The sequence below is a fragment of the Dyadobacter luticola genome, from assembly GCF_005860805.1.
GTDB classification, from domain to species: domain Bacteria; phylum Bacteroidota; class Bacteroidia; order Cytophagales; family Spirosomataceae; genus Dyadobacter; species Dyadobacter luticola.
Genome location: NZ_VCEJ01000005.1, coordinates 382,667 through 399,737 on the forward strand (window position 1 = coordinate 382,667; position 17,071 = coordinate 399,737).

The 17,071-nt window shown below is 47.6% G+C and carries 12 protein-coding genes; 2 read left to right on the top strand and 10 right to left on the bottom strand.

Going from position 1 to position 17,071, the window contains the following annotated elements:
* Positions 1-4: 4 nt before the first annotated feature.
* The 4 genes from rbp to FEN17_RS20650 form a co-directional block, all read right to left on the bottom strand.
* On the bottom strand, positions 5-640 hold the full coding sequence (gene rbp / locus FEN17_RS20635; protein ID WP_138367285.1) for an RNA-binding regulator: 636 nt from the start codon (positions 638-640) through the stop codon (positions 5-7).
* A gap of 184 nt (positions 641-824) precedes the next feature.
* Positions 825-4,268, bottom strand: coding sequence for a DUF1080 domain-containing protein (locus FEN17_RS20640; RefSeq protein WP_138367286.1), 3,444 nt, complete (start codon positions 4,266-4,268; stop codon positions 825-827).
* Positions 4,269-4,307: 39 nt separating this feature from the next.
* Positions 4,308-5,582: a Gfo/Idh/MocA family oxidoreductase gene (locus FEN17_RS20645; protein ID WP_138367287.1), complete on the bottom strand. Its 1,275-nt coding sequence runs from the start codon at positions 5,580-5,582 to the stop codon at positions 4,308-4,310.
* A gap of 160 nt (positions 5,583-5,742) precedes the next feature.
* Positions 5,743-7,302 carry an acyl-CoA carboxylase subunit beta gene (locus tag FEN17_RS20650; protein ID WP_138367288.1) on the bottom strand — a complete coding sequence of 520 codons (1,560 nt, stop codon included), beginning with the start codon at positions 7,300-7,302 and terminating at the stop codon, positions 5,743-5,745.
* A gap of 87 nt (positions 7,303-7,389) precedes the next feature.
* On the opposite strand from FEN17_RS20650, the gene porQ reads away from it, so the two are divergent.
* The gene (gene porQ, locus FEN17_RS20655) at positions 7,390-8,439 is read left to right on the top strand and encodes a type IX secretion system protein PorQ (protein WP_138367289.1); all 1,050 of its coding nucleotides are present in this window, start codon (positions 7,390-7,392) and stop codon (positions 8,437-8,439) included.
* A 9-nt stretch (positions 8,440-8,448) separates the two neighbouring features.
* Here porQ and FEN17_RS20660 read toward each other — a convergent pair whose 3' ends face one another.
* The 5 genes from FEN17_RS20660 to pyrF all read right to left on the bottom strand — a co-directional run bounded on the left by FEN17_RS20660 (position 8,449) and on the right by pyrF (position 15,704).
* Positions 8,449-10,005: an ATP-binding cassette domain-containing protein gene (locus tag FEN17_RS20660; RefSeq protein ID WP_229208923.1), complete on the bottom strand. Its 1,557-nt coding sequence runs from the start codon at positions 10,003-10,005 to the stop codon at positions 8,449-8,451.
* 53 nt (positions 10,006-10,058) lie between these two features.
* On the bottom strand, positions 10,059-10,610 hold the full coding sequence (locus FEN17_RS20665; protein WP_138367889.1) for a type 1 glutamine amidotransferase domain-containing protein: 552 nt from the start codon (positions 10,608-10,610) through the stop codon (positions 10,059-10,061).
* A gap of 211 nt (positions 10,611-10,821) precedes the next feature.
* Entirely contained in the window at positions 10,822-13,425 is a 2,604-nt protein-coding gene (gene clpB, locus FEN17_RS20670; protein ID WP_138367890.1) for an ATP-dependent chaperone ClpB, read from the bottom strand.
* Between the two features lie 216 nt (positions 13,426-13,641).
* Positions 13,642-14,871 (bottom strand): diaminopimelate decarboxylase, encoded by a 1,230-nt coding sequence (gene lysA, locus FEN17_RS20675; protein ID WP_138367290.1) that lies wholly within the window; start codon positions 14,869-14,871, stop codon positions 13,642-13,644.
* Positions 14,872-14,876: 5 nt separating this feature from the next.
* Positions 14,877-15,704, bottom strand: a complete 828-nt coding sequence (gene pyrF / locus FEN17_RS20680; RefSeq protein ID WP_138367291.1) for an orotidine-5'-phosphate decarboxylase — start codon at positions 15,702-15,704, stop codon at positions 14,877-14,879.
* 101 nt (positions 15,705-15,805) lie between these two features.
* Here pyrF and rfbC point away from each other — a divergent pair, with 101 nt between their 5' ends.
* Complete coding sequence (gene rfbC, locus FEN17_RS20685) at positions 15,806-16,351, top strand: dTDP-4-dehydrorhamnose 3,5-epimerase (RefSeq protein ID WP_138367292.1); 546 nt, start codon at positions 15,806-15,808, stop codon at positions 16,349-16,351.
* A gap of 23 nt (positions 16,352-16,374) precedes the next feature.
* Here the strand turns inward: rfbC and FEN17_RS20690 are convergent, their stop codons facing one another.
* Positions 16,375-17,055, bottom strand: a complete 681-nt coding sequence (locus FEN17_RS20690) for a type 1 glutamine amidotransferase domain-containing protein (protein WP_138367293.1) — start codon at positions 17,053-17,055, stop codon at positions 16,375-16,377.
* Positions 17,056-17,071: the final 16 nt, after the last annotated feature.

Consider the following 17,071-nt stretch of genomic DNA (forward strand, 5'->3'; position numbering starts at 1 on the left):
CTTTTTACCACCGGTCGTCATCGTCGTCGGTCGTCCGGCCCCAGTTACTTTTGGAGCCTCCTCCGCCTCTTCTATGCTGCTCGGTATTTTTTCCGAACCGGTTATCTGATTTTGGTTTATTGGAATAGCTGTTGCTGTTATTACGGTCATTGCTATGTCCGCCGCTGCTGAAACGCCGGTCGGGTTTTGGCTTTTCGTAGCTGAAACCGCTGCCACCGCTGCTGCTCGTGCCTGAATCTCTGTCGTCACTGCTTCCGCCGCGGGATTCTCCATCGGAATTTGCGGATGTTGAAGGGGTGCTCGGCCGGTAGTCACCGCCTTCGGTAGATCTTGGTCTGCTGAATCCTTCTCTTTTGAAGTCGCCTCTTGGAGCGCTGCTGCCGCCGTCCTGTCTTGGTTCTCTTTTCTGCGACTCGTTGACAACAAGTGCCCTTCCGTACATTTCTGCGCCGTTCAATGAACTGATCGCCGTTCTCGCCTCACTCTCATCGGGCATTTCAACAAACCCGAAACCTTTGCTTTGACGTGTAATCTTGTCAATGATAATTTTTGCGGAGCTCACTTTTCCAAATTTTTCGAAAGCTTCACGCAATTCGCTTTCTTTTAACTTAAAAGAAAGACTCCCAACAAAAATGTCCATGAAAAACCTTGTGTTTTATTTTTAGGTTATAAATATATTTATTTTAGCTGATACACGTCAACACTGCTTCGTGCGAATTTGAGGATTAAGGCTATAATTTAATATCAAAGGTGAATTAAACCTGATCTACTTCTCATTTAAAGCCAAAAAAACCTCGCCGGAAAGACGAGGTTTTCTGAATCTGCTATTTCTGCTTTTTACTTTTCTTTTTGTTTGTCACCACCGGTGCGGCTTCTTTCACTTTGGTCAGGTCGCTGATGCGAATGTTCCTGAATTTCAGTTCTGAGCCGTGGCCCAGGAAACCTAAATGTCCGGTTGTACGGGCAAGTCCGGGATGTTCTTTATGATCCACGGTCCCGTTTCTACTTGCTTCCGCCAGGTCGCCGTCCAGGATCACTGTACCATTTAATGTTACCTTGATTTTCGAACCCTGCACGCGCACCTCTTCATAATTCCACTCGCCCATCGGTTTCAAAAATCCTCTTTTTGCAGGAATAATGCCATAGGCTGAGCCGTGGTACTGGTAATCGTGCAGGTCTTTGTAAATGTCCGCATCATTGTCCAGGATCTGGATTTCCGTTCCAACATAAGCCGCGTCGCCTTCCATCGGCGTCCTGATTCCCAGACCGTTATTTGCGCCGGGTGTCAGCTGAAATTCAAAACGGAAATCGAAATCGCTGTATTCATCTTTGGTATAAAGGTTACCGTGGCCGCCCTTTTTCGGATCAACCACCATTTCGCCATTTTCGATGAAATAGTCCGTTTTGTTGCCGGTCCACTCAAACATATTCGTACCGTCGAACAAAACTTTAAAACCTTCATTTTTTTCATTATCAGATAGTTTGAATGTTTCCGGTCTTGGAATTTCACGTACATAAATGTCGCGGTAGTTGATCTGATTTCCGTGGGCCTGCAATTCCAGCTGCTCGGTAGCGAAGATTGGCAAGTTATGGTCCCAGTAATTTTCTAAAACCACATTATCTACGACATTTTCTCCATTCAAATCCACCGAAACCCGGTCGCCGATCATCGTAATGTGGAATGTGTTCCAGGCGCCGATCGCATTATCTGCCAGTTTGGTCGGTTTGCTTGGGTTTTTCTGGTTGTTGTATAAACCGCCCGACCCTACTTGCGCGCCCACATCGACCCGCGAAGTATCCCAGATCTGCACCTGCGGCGTGCCACGCAAATAAATTCCTGCATCGCCGTCTTTCTGGATTTTCCAGTCGACATACATTTCAAAGTCGCCGTAAGGTTTAACAGTACAAAGGTTGTCCCCGTGACCTGAAAATACCAGCTCGCCATCCTTTGCGTACCAGACTTTTTGGGCTACTTCGTCGGCTTTTTTCTGCTTAGCCGCCAAGGTATCTGCGCTCATTTTGCTTCTGGCGATCGGATTTTCCACCAAACCTTTCCAGCCGGTCAGGTCTTTTCCATTAAATAAGGAAACAAAACCGTCGCCTGCCGGAAGCGCCGCCAAATGTTTGCGGAGCGCTTCTTTCTGCATCTCACCGTCTTTGCCATTCAATACGGATGCTGCTTTGGTCAAAATGTCTTTAATCTCAGCGCCATAAAAATTCTTGTTGGAAAGTGCAATGCTGGATACTGTCTGCGCTGCCGCCTGCTGCGTACCTGCATTATCCAGATATTTTCCTGCAAAAAGCAATGCATTGAATGTCCGGTATTTTGCCAGCTCTTTCAAAACCGCCTCCTTCTGCGCATCCGTCTTGGCAACGGCCATCGCTTCACGCAGCATGATCACTTTGATCGCCGGTGTTTTGGCCGATTTGGAAGCCGCCGCCATATAACCGGTCAGCGCCGCATTGAAATCATCCGCATCCGTCGATTTTTTTGCGATCATCATCAGGTCATTCGCTGCGCTGCCATCATTCCACGCAGATAAGGCAGTAATTGCACCTTTTTGAATCGATGCACTGCCAGTATTGTAAGCGGAAACAACTGTATTCAATGCTTTTTTATCACCAATGCTGGCGAAAATCGGCAGGTAATTTGCCTGCTTATCCGCTGGTGCGGCCTGCATTTGTTTCAGGATCAAATCCGTCTGCGCGCTGGCATTACCCGATTCTTTCAGATTGACCGCAACCGCTTTTTGCACAGCGGCAATTTCTTCCGGCAAAGTGGTAGAATTCAAAAGCGTGAAAAGTTGGGGCAGATCTTTGTTCGTAGTCAATGATTTAAGTGCATCGAAAGCCGATTTTTTTACTTCCGGGTTTGCACTTTTAAGCAAAGCCCAAACTGCTGGCAACTTTGAACTTGCTTGACGGGCGCCCAAAACATCGATCACAGCAGCTTGTCCGGCAGGGGGCAAGCCTGGCAATGCTGCAGCGAGTTGATCTGTTAAATTATTCCCTTTAATGGTAAGCAGGCTGCTTTTCACCGCAGCCGCTTCCTCAACATTAGCCGTTTTCAAAACCGCAATCAGAGCCGGAATGCTGCTTCCCTGCCCGATTTTTCCGGTAGCCCAGATCGCCGCCGTTTTTACTTTGGTATCCTTCGATTTCAGCAATTTGGTGATCTCGGGTAGTGCGTCCTGCGATCCCGCCCAGCCGAGCATGGTAATAATCTCAGCCTGCGTCACAGGATTGGCTTTTTTGATCGCAGCCAGCCAAGGTCGGGTTCCATCCGCCATCAAATATTTTTGCCCTAATTTCAATGCTGCTGCACGGTATTGTGCATCATCATTGTTCATCGCAGCGACGAGTACCGGCACCGATTCACGTTTTTTAATATCTGAGTAAATTTTCAGGGCAGATGATTTGGTGGAAGTCTGCTTCGGGTCCGTCGCAGCGGCTATGAGGGCCAGGGCAGCTTTTTCAGATGTGGCAGCATTTCCATTTTCAGCCAGGCGACCCAGATATTTGAGATACACAGCCGTCGCGTCTGCTTCATCGTACCCGTACTTTGCCTTTTGCGCAGCCGCCAGTAAAATCGGTTCCGAAGTTGGCGCACCGATTTCCGACAAAGCAAAAAGGCTTACTTTGCGCAGGAGAAGCTCTTCGCTGGTGGCCGTTTTTTCAATCGCCGAAGCTGCTTCTTTGTAGCGGCTTCCACCTAATGCTTCCGTGATCGCAATTTGCACGGATCCTTTTGCCGAGCCCAGCGCCTGTAACAATGCAGCTCCGGCAGCTGGCGAGCCAATGCGTGATAATGCACGTGCAGCCGGTCCAGAAAGTCGTTCGTCGGTTAGATAGGATTTTAAAATGTCCACCGACTCATCTTTTCCGACGGTTTGTAACTGGTAGATCAGGAAATTTTTGCTGTCGGGATCATTCACATTGCCCAATGCTTCCGCGTAAGCGTCGGCGGCATTTTTACGTGCGGTTTCCTTTCCGGCCTGCGAGGCATAGTAGGTAAATCCGCCGATTGCGTACTGAACCTTGGTGTTATCGCCTTTTCCAAGCGGTTTCAGCATGGATGCAATTTGTACCAACCCGGGCTTGCCGAGCTGTTCCAAGGTTTCCATATTTTTTTTCAAAACAGATTCATTCTCAGAAGGTAGCTTTGAAAACAGAACTTCAATTTTATTCGTCAGGGAGGCATCTGTCTGCGCCTGGACCTGCCAGGTAAAAAGCAGCGACGCCGCGATGGTATATAATGTCTTCTTCATGTAGTTTTTTGATTTGAATAAACTGGTTTTCATTTTCTTTTAAATCGTCCAGGGGCCACGCATGGGCTGGTTGATCAGGCGGTTAGCGCCTTCGTCGTCAATGAATTCCTGTTTTTCAGGATCAAATTTTAAAGAGCGTCCGAGTCGCAATGCGGCGAGTCCCAGGTTTACAATCGTGCAGGAGCGGTGGCCGTTTTCTTCGTTCAAGGCGAACTTCTTACGGTTTTTCACAGCATCTACAAAGTCAGTTACCTGCGGTTCCGGGTCAGGAAATGCGGCCAGTTTCTTTTCCAGATCGGGAATGTCAGATTTGAAATTCGGGTACAACTTTCCTTTGGGACCTTCTATATAAGCTACTTTTTCATCTTTTGCCTCGCCGTCCAGAACAATCTGGCAACCGTCGGCATAAGTATAAGTAATTCTCCGCCAGGTACCTACGGCTTCGGTATGTTGCTGAGGGGCGTCTACTTCCACGCTAACAGGACTGGTATCGTCTTTTCCAAGAAAATACTGGATCGGATCGAGGTAATGTTGTCCCATATCTCCCAGACCGCCGCCATCGTAGTCCCAATAACCACGGAAAGTTTGGTGAACTCGGTGCTCGCTATACGGTTTGTATGGTGCGGGGCCGAGCCACATTTCGTAATCCAGCTCAGCAGGGACCGGCATCGGCGCATTATTTGTTTTCCCAACCCAATAAAATTTCCAGTCAAAACCGGTATGCTTGCTCACGGTTACTTTCAAAGGCCAGCCCAGCAAGCCGCTCTGTACCAGCTTTTTAATCGGTTTTACAGGCGTTTTCATCCCGTAAAAATTATCTTCAAACCTGAACCAGGTATTCAATCTGAAAATCCTTCCATGCTGCTGCACCGCTTCGACCAGGCGCTTTCCTTCACCAATCGTGCGGGTCATCGGTTTTTCGCACCACACATCTTTTCCGGCGCGGGCTGCGTCGGCGGCGATGATACCGTGCCAATGTGGGGGAGTTGCTACGTGCACAATGTCCACTTCCGGAAGCTGGATTACTTCACGATAATCGGAAAAGGTTTTCACTCCTTTTTCCACCATACCGGACGCGATTTCAAGGTGTTTTTTATCAACGTCGCACAAGGCCACCACTTTGGTACCGGCGTAAGGAATGTGGCCGCGGCCCATGGAGCCGGTGCCGACGATGGCTTTTGTGAGCTGGTCACTGGGAGCGAGGTAGCCTTTGCCGAGAACGTGGCGGGGCACAATGGAAAATGTGGCGAGCGTCGCCAGTGAACCTTTGATAAAGTTTCGCCTGGACGCGGACGTGCCTCTCTTTTCTTTCATTGATTGAGTGGTTTAGGAAATTAAATTTTACTGTTTGAAGCTTGTGAAATTATCACAATAATTAGAATGTAGCAAAGTACCGGGTTCGTACACGCAAGGATTTGCATATTTACTTTGGAATGAAACAACATTTCACGAATCATTCCTAAAAGCGGATTTCTCAGAGCGGAATGTTGCCGTGCTTTTTCCTGGGAAGCACGTCCACCTTGTTTTCCAGCATTTCAAATGCGCGGATCAGCTTTTCGCGGGTTTGTTCCGGATAAATCACTTCGTCGACATAACCCCGGTGCGCGGCGCGATAGGGATTGGCAAATTTTTCGGTGTACTCCTGAATTTTTTCCTGCAACTTTTCGTGCGGATTTTCAGCCTGGGCAATTTCTCTTTTAAAAATAATCTCAGCCGCGCCACTCGCGCCCATCACCGCAATCTCGGCGCTCGGCCACGCGAAATTCATATCCGCACCAATGTGTTTGGAATTCATCACATCATAAGCGCCGCCGTAAGCTTTCCGGGTAATCACCGTGATACGCGGGACGGTGGCCTCGCAGAATGCGTAAAGCAGCTTGGCACCATTGGTAATGATGGCATTCCACTCCTGATCGGTGCCGGGTAAAAATCCGGGTACATCTTCCAGAACCAGCAGCGGCACATTGAAGGAATCACAAAAACGGACAAATCTTGCGGCTTTCTGGCTCGCGTGAATGTCGAGCACCCCGGCTAAAACCGCGGGCTGGTTGGCCACAATGCCGATACTCCGCCCGGCAATTCTTGCAAAACCGACCACAATGTTCTCGGCGAAATGTTGGTGAACCTCGAAAAAGCTTTCACTATCAGTCAGTTCGAGAATAACTTCCCGCATATCGTACGGCTGGTTGGTACTTTCAGGGAGAATGTTGTTCAATGAAGGCCTGGATTCGTCGGCTAATGTGTAGGGATATCTGGGGGCGTCATCCTCGCAGTTTTGCGGAATGTAGCTCAGTAGGTTTTTGATATTTAAAAGACATTCAACCTCATTAGCAGAAACAAAATGCGTCACACCGGATTTTGTTGCGTGGGTCATCGCGCCGCCCAGTTCCTCGGAGGTTACCTCTTCGTGGGTGACGGTTTTGACCACATTCGGGCCGGTCACGAACATATAACTCGTATTTTCGACCATTAAGATGAAGTCGGTGATTGCAGGAGAATACACTGCGCCACCTGCGCAAGGGCCCATCACAGCAGATATCTGCGGAATTACGCCCGAGGCCAATGTGTTTTTGTAAAAAATATCGGCATAGCCTGCCAGCGACACGACGCCTTCCTGGATCCGCGCGCCGCCGGAATCATTCAACCCAATGATCGGGGCGCCGTTTTTCATGGCAAGATCCATCAGCCGGCAGATTTTCTCAGCATGAGTTTCCGAGAGCGAGCCGCCGAAAACCGTAAAATCCTGCGCAAAAACGTAGACGATCCGGCCGTTGATTTTACCATAACCCGTCACCACGCCATCGCCGAGGTAATGTTCTTTGTCCAAACCAAAATCCTTGCTGCGATGCAGGACAAACTTGCCGATTTCTTCAAACGTACCGTCGTCGATCAAAACTGAAATCCGCTCCCTCGCCGTCAATTTGCCTTTTTGATGCTGTGCCTCTGTCCTTTTCTCACCTCCGCCCAAATCGGCTTCCGCATTTTTTTTATCTAAAAATTCCTTTTTCAAACTGGCAGCAGAAACTGATTCCATGTAATACGGGCCGATATGGTTACTTTTGTTTTGAACAGTTTATAAATATAGCGTCATTTTACTGATTCGGGAAATTATCACATTCTTATGAGGCAGATCGGCTTGTGGGCGTTTGTAGCGGCTTTTATCTTCCTGAATCACGCACATTCTGTGCAGGCGCAAGCTACCGGCGGCAGGAGTAAGCTCGACTTTCTGCAACTTCCCGCACAAGCCCAAAGCACCGCGCTCGGCTCTTATCATCTGACCACGCCTGGCAATGATCCCGGACTTTTTTTTCAAAATCCTGCATTACTCGACAGCTCAAAAACGGATCGTGTCTCGGCGAACCTGATGCCTTATCTGGCTGATACCAAATTTGTTAACCTGGCGTATGCAAATGAGTTTAGAAAAACCAGCGGCGTCTGGGCGGCAGGTTTGCAATACCTCAATTATGGTACGATGGTCGAGACGGATGATGCCGGGAATGTGATCGGGGAATTTCGGGCGGCGGATTATGGGTTATCGGCGGGGTATGGGCATCAGATCGGCGCGTTTTCAGTGGGCGGGACATTTAAGTTGGTCGGTGCGTCGGTGGAGGCTTACCATATTTGGGGGCTGGCTTTTGACTGGGGCGCGGTTTTCAGGCATCCAAAAGAGGATCTGACGGTTGGTTTTGCAGTTAAGAATATCGGGTTTTTGAAACAGAATTATGTGGGTGCCACTACGCCCACATTGCCGCTGGATGTGCGGGTAGGAGCGACTGTGAAGCCGAAGTATATGCCGCTCCGTTTTTCGGCCACGGCGCATCATTTAAACCGTTTTGATATGGTTTACAATGATCCCGCATTGTTTTATACTTATGATATCAGTGGTAATAAGCTGCCTAAAAAAGTAGGTATTGCCGAAAAATTGGGCCGACATCTGGCGCTAGGCATCGAAGCATTGCTCCACCCGAAATTTCGTCTGATGCTGGGTTATGATCACTTACGTCGGCAGGAATTACGACTTACCAACAAAGCGGCATTGGCCGGATTTTCTTTTGGCGCGGCATTGAAAATCAAGCGGTTTGATATCATTTATGGACGCGCGCAGTATGTGCCGGGTTTTGGTAGCAGCTCACTTTCGATTGTGATGGATTTGAAAAAAGCTGGGAAGTAAAGATCAGTTTTATAAGACTCGGCCTTTTTCCAGTTTCAGAAACCGTGTGACGCAGCTGGGGATTTCGTGGGGATAATGTGAAACGTAGATCAATGTCCGCTCGGAAGTGTTGCAGATCGCGTCCACGACGGATTTGAAATACTCAATCGACTCAACATCAAGTCCCTGACATGGTTCGTCCAGAATCAGCAGCGGCGGATTTTTGACGAGCGCCCGCGCCAGCAGTACCATTCTCTGCTGCCCTTTTGAAAGCTGCGAAAAGTCTTTTTCCTTCAAATGTGCCACATGCAGCAAAGTGGCCACCTCGTGCACACGTTCAATTTGAATGTCAGTAAGCTTCTTAAAGAAAACCCCGGTCGCGTCGAAAAAGCCGGATGCAATGGTTTTGAAAACCGGCGTATTTCTTGGAAAATATAAATGCAGCTCGGGCGAGACGTGCCCGATTTTTTGCTTGATATCCCAGATAGACGCGCCTTTGCCTCCCCTTTTTTGATCAAATAAATCAAAATCATTGGCGAAACGCTGCGGATTATCTGCCGTGATAATGCTCAATAATGTCGACTTTCCGGAACCATTCGGGCCGGATAAAGCCCATTTTTCACCTTTCGCGATTTTCCAGTTTACGTGATCCAGGATCAGCTGGTCGTGGTATTTCACTTGAATGTTCCGCAAATCGAGCGCGAATTTAAAATCCATAAAATTTGGCAGACCGAAATGTTCCAGCGCAGCAGGATCGGGTTTTGGTAAATGCACCGCCTCAGCCTTCGCTTTGAAATCTTCGATTTTGGAAACTTTCGCGATTTTTCCGGCTTCCAGTTCCATCACGTGCGTGATGCACGGGGGAATTTCGGTAGCCGTAGTCGCCATGATGATTGTCACGCCGCTGGCAGAAAGTTGACTTAATGCATTCCTGAGTACTTCGCGAGAATGTACATCCAGGCCGCTGAAAGCATTGTCCAACAAAAGCATTTCCGGATTTTTCAGCAGCGACTTTGCCAGTAACATCCGCCGGGTTTCGCCATTTGAAAGCGTTACAAAAGGATGGTCGAGCAAATGTGTAATAGAGAGTAAGTCTGAAACCCGCAGCAAATTTTCCTCCGAAATTTTGGAGGGTTCCAGCATCACCGAGTTATCATTCACCGTACCGACAGGCTTCAACTGGTTGGTCAAAATTGACCTGACCGACGGCGCGCGCTCGGCTTCGTAAGCATGGAAACGCTGCTGATAATACTCGGCCCCGGCACTGACAATCCGGTTGAAAGAATAGTCATTGGAAACCAGCTCCACCATATCACGAACTGGTTTTTGAGAATCGTAAATCAGCTTTCCGGAGAGTATCGGCCATTTTCCCGCCAGCATTTCGAGCATTACCGTCTTTCCCGATCCATTCGGGCCGATAATCGCCCAGTTTTCGCCGGGGTGAATGTCCCAGCTGATGTTTGATAAAACAATGGAATCGTATTTGCGAACGGAAACGTCTTGAAGAGAAACGGCGGGCATTGGCAATGTGGCTGGTGAATTGGCAAAGATTACAACTTTGGCGGTAAATGGAAATAAAAAAAGCATCCCGTGCGGCGGGATGCTTTTTAGTTTGTTGATAAGTGTTTCGTTTCTTGCTGCTAATGATGCAGTTCCATATTAAATTCTTTGATCATGCTATTGGCGAATGCTGAAAGGTCGTCGGTAGTACGGCTTGTCACCAGTCCATTATTGGTAACCACTTCCTGATCCACCCAAATGGCCCCGGCATTTTCCAGATCGTGTTTGATGGAGGAATAGGAAGTTAAAGTCCGTCCAATGATTACATCAGCATCGATCAGAATCTGTGGTCCGTGGCATATCGCCGCCACAGGTTTTCCCGATAGAAAAAAAGATTTTACAAAATCGACCGCGTATTGGTTCATCCGCAACGCATCCATACCCATCACGCCGCCTGGCAGCAGTAAAGCGTCATAATACTCAGGTCGCGCCATATTGAGCGGTACATCTACTTTGAATTTCTCACCCCAATCCAGATGATTCCAGCCCCGCACATTGTCTTTGTTTGGTGAAATCAAATGCGTTGTCGCTCCGTTCTCATTTAGGACTTTTCTGGGGCAGCACATTTCTACCTGCTCAAATCCATCGGCAACCAGTATTGCCACTTTTACTGCATTTAATGATGAGCTCATCATGTTTTCTTTTATCTAAGGGTTAGATTATTTAGACATATAATTGTACAAAAATTATGCCAGTGTGCCTTTATGCATTAAGCAATATACGTTTTTGAGGAATGCTGATCGTGAACCTCGAATTTGGGGTGATCTCAAAAAGTGGGGAATTTGACCAAACAAAAACGAGCGACTTTTCAGCCGCTCGCTCGTTTTATAATTATTTCCAGATTTAAATCTCAACACCGCCGACGTTCTCGAAGATCAGATCGCCCCGGGAATTTAGCTCCATCATAATCACCGCGTCCTTCGCGACCTGGCCGCTAAGGATACCTTTGGACAGCTCATTCAGGATCCGTCTTTGCAAAACGCGTTTCAAAGGACGGGCACCGAATGCCGGATCGAAACCATCTTCGCCCAATTTATTCAAGGCTTCATCGGTCGCGTCCAGGGTAATGCCTTGCTCATGCAGCATTTTCTGAATTCCCTTGAACTGGATATCCACGATTTTGCGGATATTTTTCAGGCTAAGTGGCTCAAACAAAACGATTTCATCGATCCTGTTCAAGAACTCCGGCCTTACCGAGGCTTTCAGCAGATCCAGTACCGCCTGTTTCGCTTCCTCAACTACTAGTGTATGGTTCCAGCCTTCGTCTTCGGCAAATTTTTCCTGGATAATGTGGCTGCCAATGTTGGAGGTCATGATAATGATCGTGTTTTTGAAATTCGCAACGCGACCTTTGTTATCAGTTAACCGGCCTTCGTCGAGCACTTGCAACAGAATGTTCCAGACATCCGGGTGACCTTTTTCAATTTCATCCAGCAAAATTACACTGTATGGTTTCCTGCGGACGGCTTCGGTTAACTGGCCGCCTTCATCATAACCGACATATCCCGGAGGCGCTCCCACCAGACGGCTTACGGCGTGGCGCTCCTGGTACTCGCTCATATCGATCCGCACCATCGCATTCTCGTCATTGAAGAGATATTCTGCCAATGTTTTTGCCAATTCGGTTTTACCAACCCCGGTAGGGCCCAGGAAAAGAAAGCTGCCAATCGGTCTCTTCGAATCCTGCAAACCAGCCCGGCTGCGGCGTACTGCGTCGGAAACTACTTCAATCGCCTCATTCTGACCGGCTACACGCTGATGCAGATGTTCTTCCAGTTGCAACAGTTTCTCACGATCACTTTGCAGCATTTTGCTTACGGGTATACCGGTCCATTTGGCAACCACCTCGGCAATGTCTTCCGGCGTGATTTCTTCCTGCATCAGACTCTGCTCATTTTCAGAGTTTTGCAATTCGGTCAATTTTTGCTGCACTTCCGGAATGCGGCCATATCTTATCTCGGCCACTTTTCCGAAATCACCTGCACGCTCGGCTTGCTCAGCTTCGAGACGCAGCTGCTCGCTTTGCTCTTTCAGCGCGCGTACTTCGTTGACCTTGCCTTTTTCATTTTCCCACTGCGCTCTCAAAGTGTTGCGTTCCTCGCTCATATCAGCGATTTCCTTGTTGAGCACAGTTTCCTTATCCTTATTATTTTCCCTTCTAATCGCCTCACGTTCAATTTCCAACTGCATAATGCGGCGGTTCAGTTCGTCCAGTTCTTCGGGTACGCTGTCCATTTCCAGTCTCAGCTTCGAAGCCGCTTCGTCCATCAGGTCAATGGCCTTGTCGGGCAGAAAACGGTCACTGATATACCGGTTAGAAAGCTCCACAGCAGCAATCACCGCATCATCCTGGATCCGCACGCCGTGGTGCAGCTCATATTTTTCCTTGATACCACGAAGAATGCTGATCGCGTCGGGAATGTTGGGCTCATCGACCATCACCGACTGGAAGCGACGCTCCAAAGCTTTGTCTTTCTCAACATACTTTTGATACTCTTTCAATGTCGTCGCGCCGATCGCGTGCAATTCACCTCTCGCCAGGGCAGGTTTCAGCAAGTTTGCCGCGTCCATCGCGCTCTCGCCACCACCACCGGCACCGATCAATGTATGTATCTCGTCAATAAAAAGGACGATCTCGCCTTCCGAGTCGGTCACTTCCTTGATGACCGCTTTCAGGCGCTCTTCAAATTCACCTTTATATTTCGCACCGGCGATCAAAAGTCCAAGGTCAAGCGATACGATGGTTTTGGATTTCAGGTTTTCGGGAACGTCACCCTGAACAATCCTTTGGGCTAAACCTTCGACGATTGCAGTTTTACCTACACCAGGTTCGCCTAAAAGTATCGGGTTGTTCTTGGTACGACGGCTCAAAATCTGCAATACCCGCCTGATTTCTTCGTCGCGGCCGATCACCGGGTCGATTTTCCCGGCTTTGGCCAGTTCATTTAAATTCTTGCTGTATCGTTCCAGAGAGCGATATTTAGCTTCCGCATTTTGATCTTTCACAGGGTTATTTTTTCCTCTAAGTTCTTTGATAGCATTAATCAATTCTTTTTCCTTAAAACCGAGCTCTTTCATAAGGCTCGCTGTGGAATCTTTCCCGCTCAAAATCCCTAACAAAAGGAGCTCGATGCTGACGAATTCGTCACCGAATTCTTTCAGGTAAGTTTGCGCTTTTCCACTGGCTGCTGCCATATCATTGCCCAGGTAGGGCTGGCCGCCGCTTACGCGCGGATAACCGTCCAGGATTTTTTGCAAACGGGTATTCAGAATATCGGGATTGATATTCAGCTTGTTAAGAAGAAAAGTCGATGTATTCGGGTCTTCTTCCAAAATCGATTTCAGCACGTGGCCCGTTTCAATCGCTTGCTGCTGATTTCCCTGGACCATTTGCGCGGCATGCTGAATTACCTCCTGCGCTTTGATGGTATATTGGTTAAAGTTCACGGCTTTGATGTCTTTGTTAATGATACTTTTTTTACCAAAAACATGTGCCGCAAACACGAATCGGAAATTTTGACATTAAAATCTGTAAAACCGCAATATCCAGGACAAAATGGCAATGTATTGGAGCAAAAGTGTACGAATTTGTCTTCTGATAAACCACAAAAAAAGCTGCGTCCCGTTTGCTGGCGCAGCTTTTCTTTAAAGTTATGCTGTTTCTTAAAGATCCGTTTGCGTTTTGAGCAGGTCTTCCAAGGTCTCTCTTCTTCTGACCAGTTTGGCCTGACCGTTATCTACCAAAACTTCCGCCGGTCTTAATCTTGCGTTATAGTTGGAGCTCATCGAAAAACCGTAAGCACCCGCATTCAAAAATCCGAGAATGTCGCCTTTGCGAACCTGCGGCAGCTCGCGGTCGGAAGCAAAAGTGTCGGTTTCACAAATGTAACCCACTACATTATAGGTTTTTAACTCGCCCTCCGGATTGGATAAATTAAGAATATGGTGGTAGGAACCATACATCATCGGTCGGATCAAATGATTAAGCCCGGAGTCAATGTGTACGAAATTTCGCGCGGGGTCTTCTTTTACAACCGTCGTGGTGGCAAGCAAAAGTCCGGACTCACTCACCAGGAATTTACCCGGCTCAAACCACAATTGCAGCTCACGGCCGTATTCCTGGCAAAAAGTTTTGAATCTCTCAGAAATCGTGCGTCCCAGCAATTCCATGTCCGTGATCGAATCGCCGGGCATGTAGGAAACTTTGAAACCACCGCCTAAGTCAATGATTTCCAGGTCGGGGAAGTGTTTGGCTGTTTCAAACAGAATATCAGCGACTTTCAAAAATGGCTCGGCGTCTTTAATGTCGGAGCCGGTATGCTGGTGCAGTCCGATGATTTTAATGTCATATTTTTTGACAACTTCCAGAATTTCATCCAGCAGTAAAACGGAAATCCCAAACTTGGAATCAGCGTGCGCCGTCATGATTTTAGCATTTCCACCCGCCGCAACATTCGGTTTGATCCGGATTAGGCAAGGTTTTGAGCTGCCATATTCCTGTCCAAACCATTCGAGCAGCGGAATACTGTCCACATTCACAATCGCGCCATCTTCAATCGCCGCCTTCACTTCATGAAAAGGTACACCGCTGGGGGTGAATGTGATTTGATTAGCTTCATAACCTGCCAATTTTCCCATTTCCAGCTCGCCCGGCGAAACAACATCCAGCTCCACACCGATTTCCCGCATCAATCTCAGTACGCTCAGGTTGGTATTGGCTTTGCAGGCATATTTGATCTTCATGTTAATCCCGGAAAATGCGTGCTGCAATTCCGAAACCTTGCGGCGGATCGTGGAGCCATCGTAAACATAAAGTGGACTTCCGTATTGGTTTATGAGTTCAGCCGGATCAATGCCCTGGATTGAATATTGCTGGTTTTCAGTAAGTTGCATTGTAATTAATTACAGTATTTGTCAAGATAGATTTCCATTTCCTGTTGCAGCGCCGAGGCTTCCTGTTTTGCTTTCTGGGCAAAATCATAATCATTGCCGGCATATATAATGCTACGCGAGGCATTCACGAGCAGCCCGCAGCTTGTATTCATCCCAAACCGCGAAACTTCTTCAAGATTGCCTCCCTGCGCGCCGACGCCAGGTACCAGTAAAAAATGATCAGGGATAATCTGACGGATTTTTTCAAATTCCGAGGCCTGCGTGGCGCCTACCACATACATGATCCGATCGGAGCCGGCCCAGGTTTGGGACGTTTTCAGGACTTCTTCAAAAAGTGAAGCATTACCAACATTCAACCTTTGAAAATCGGCGCTCCCGGGATTAGAGGTCAAAGCCAGCAAAATGACCCATTTATTTTCAAATTCCAGAAAAGGCTTTACAGAATCGCTTCCCATATATGGCGCGACCGTCACCGAATCGAAATCCAGGCCGGACGACGACGGATCGAAAAATGTCCGTGCGTAAAGTCCAGAAGTGTTACCTATATCGCCGCGTTTTGCGTCAGCGATGGAGAGATGTTCTTTGGGGATGTATTCTATCGTTTTTTGGAGACTTTCCCAGCCTTTCGGCCCCAGCGCTTCGTAGAAAGCAATGTTGGGTTTATAGGAAACGCAAAAGTCCGCAGTGGCATCAATGATCTGCTTGTTGAATTCAAAAATAGGGTCGGGGGTTCTGAGCAAATGGGCAGGGATTTTACGGATATCGGTATCAAGACCGACGCACAAATAAGATTTTTTCCGTAGAATTTGTTGATAAAGCTCTTTGTATGTCATGATTTTGTAAATATTGCGGCGAAATTACAACCTCTAACAATAGATTCATAAATTTGCTGGAATAATAGCCTCCTGGTATTTACTAACGTTGAATTCATAATATGCAGATTCGAGAAACTTCAATCGCGGGTTTAGTTGAGATTTTTCCACGGGTTTTTGAGGACTCTCGGGGAGCATTTTTTGAGTCTTTTAACAAACAAGCTTTTGAAAAGCATGGTCTTCCTACAAATTTTGTTCAGGATAACCAGTCCTTCTCTATCAAAGGGGTTGTAAGAGGTCTTCACTTCCAGAATGCTCCGTTCGCGCAAGGAAAATTGGTTCGCGTCATTTCCGGACGTGTTCTAGATGTCGCTGTTGACTTGCGTCCCGACTCGCCTACTTTCGGCAAGCATGAAATTTTCGAGCTGAGAAGTGATCTGAACAATTTTGCTTACATCCCCGAAGGCTTCGCGCACGGTTTTGCTGCTTTGGAGGATTCTATTTTTAGCTACAAATGCACGAATGTCTACAATAAGGAGGCTGAATCTGGTCTGCTCTGGAATGATCCTGATCTGGGGATCGATTGGCAAGTTTCGAATCCGATTGTTTCCGAGAAAGATGAAATCCTTCCGACATTCAAGGCTTTATTCTCGGATTCCAAGGTTTAGGATTTCTCTATTTTCCTGAATTTTTATTTCTCAAAAAGCTCTTCTACGGCTTTTGAAGCTACTTTTCTGGCAGAATTCGGATTCTGTCCGGTGATCAGTCTTTCATCCAGCTCGATGAACTCCATAAACGGGATCATGGCTTTAGTGAAATGAGCGCCTTGTTCTTTTAGTTTATCTTCCAAATAAAACGGCACTTCGCTGACGAAGCTCATCAGCGCTTCTTCGACATTTGAAAACCCGGTGAGGTATTTGTCCTGGATCAAAAGCGAACCGTCGGAAAGCTTAACATTCAATAAGCCGCTTACGCCGTGGCATACGGCAGTTACTGTTCCGTTGTGTTCGTAAATGTGCCTAACGATATTTTGAAGAGCGGAATTATCCGGAAAATCCCACATCGCGCCATGGCCTCCTGTAAAATAAATGAGACGATAATCGGCGGGATTTATCTGGTCAGGACTTAAGGAATGCTGTAACTTCTGTTGAAACTCCGCATTGTTCCAATACAATGCATTGCACTCATCTTTGAGGTCCATGCTTCGTTCATCCACAGGAACATTGCCGCCAGATGGGCTCACGATATCGACAAAAATCCTTCGTTTGACCATCACATCATAAAAATGTGTGAGCTCACTCAGCCATAAACCCGTTTTGGATGACTTGGTAGGGTAGGTATCATGGTTTGTGCAGACGATGAGGACTTTCATAGCATGACGAAGATTT

Excerpts from the sequence above, each read along its gene's own strand:
- FEN17_RS20660 (WP_229208923.1), bottom strand. The coding sequence starts at position 10,005 with ATGCTTTTTTTATTTCCATTTACCGCCAAAGTTGTAATCTTTGCCAAT.
- FEN17_RS20650 (WP_138367288.1), bottom strand. The coding sequence starts at position 7,302 with ATGGAATCAGTTTCTGCTGCCAGTTTGAAAAAGGAATTTTTAGATAAA.
- FEN17_RS20690 (WP_138367293.1), bottom strand. The coding sequence starts at position 17,055 with ATGAAAGTCCTCATCGTCTGCACAAACCATGATACCTACCCTACCAAG.
- FEN17_RS20640 (WP_138367286.1), bottom strand. The coding sequence starts at position 4,268 with ATGAAGAAGACATTATATACCATCGCGGCGTCGCTGCTTTTTACCTGG.
- porQ (WP_138367289.1), top strand. The coding sequence starts at position 7,390 with ATGAGGCAGATCGGCTTGTGGGCGTTTGTAGCGGCTTTTATCTTCCTG.
- FEN17_RS20665 (WP_138367889.1), bottom strand. The coding sequence starts at position 10,610 with ATGAGCTCATCATTAAATGCAGTAAAAGTGGCAATACTGGTTGCCGAT.
- pyrF (WP_138367291.1), bottom strand. The coding sequence starts at position 15,704 with ATGACATACAAAGAGCTTTATCAACAAATTCTACGGAAAAAATCTTAT.
- rbp (WP_138367285.1), bottom strand. The coding sequence starts at position 640 with ATGGACATTTTTGTTGGGAGTCTTTCTTTTAAGTTAAAAGAAAGCGAA.
- rfbC (WP_138367292.1), top strand. The coding sequence starts at position 15,806 with ATGCAGATTCGAGAAACTTCAATCGCGGGTTTAGTTGAGATTTTTCCA.
- lysA (WP_138367290.1), bottom strand. The coding sequence starts at position 14,871 with ATGCAACTTACTGAAAACCAGCAATATTCAATCCAGGGCATTGATCCG.
- FEN17_RS20645 (WP_138367287.1), bottom strand. The coding sequence starts at position 5,582 with ATGAAAGAAAAGAGAGGCACGTCCGCGTCCAGGCGAAACTTTATCAAA.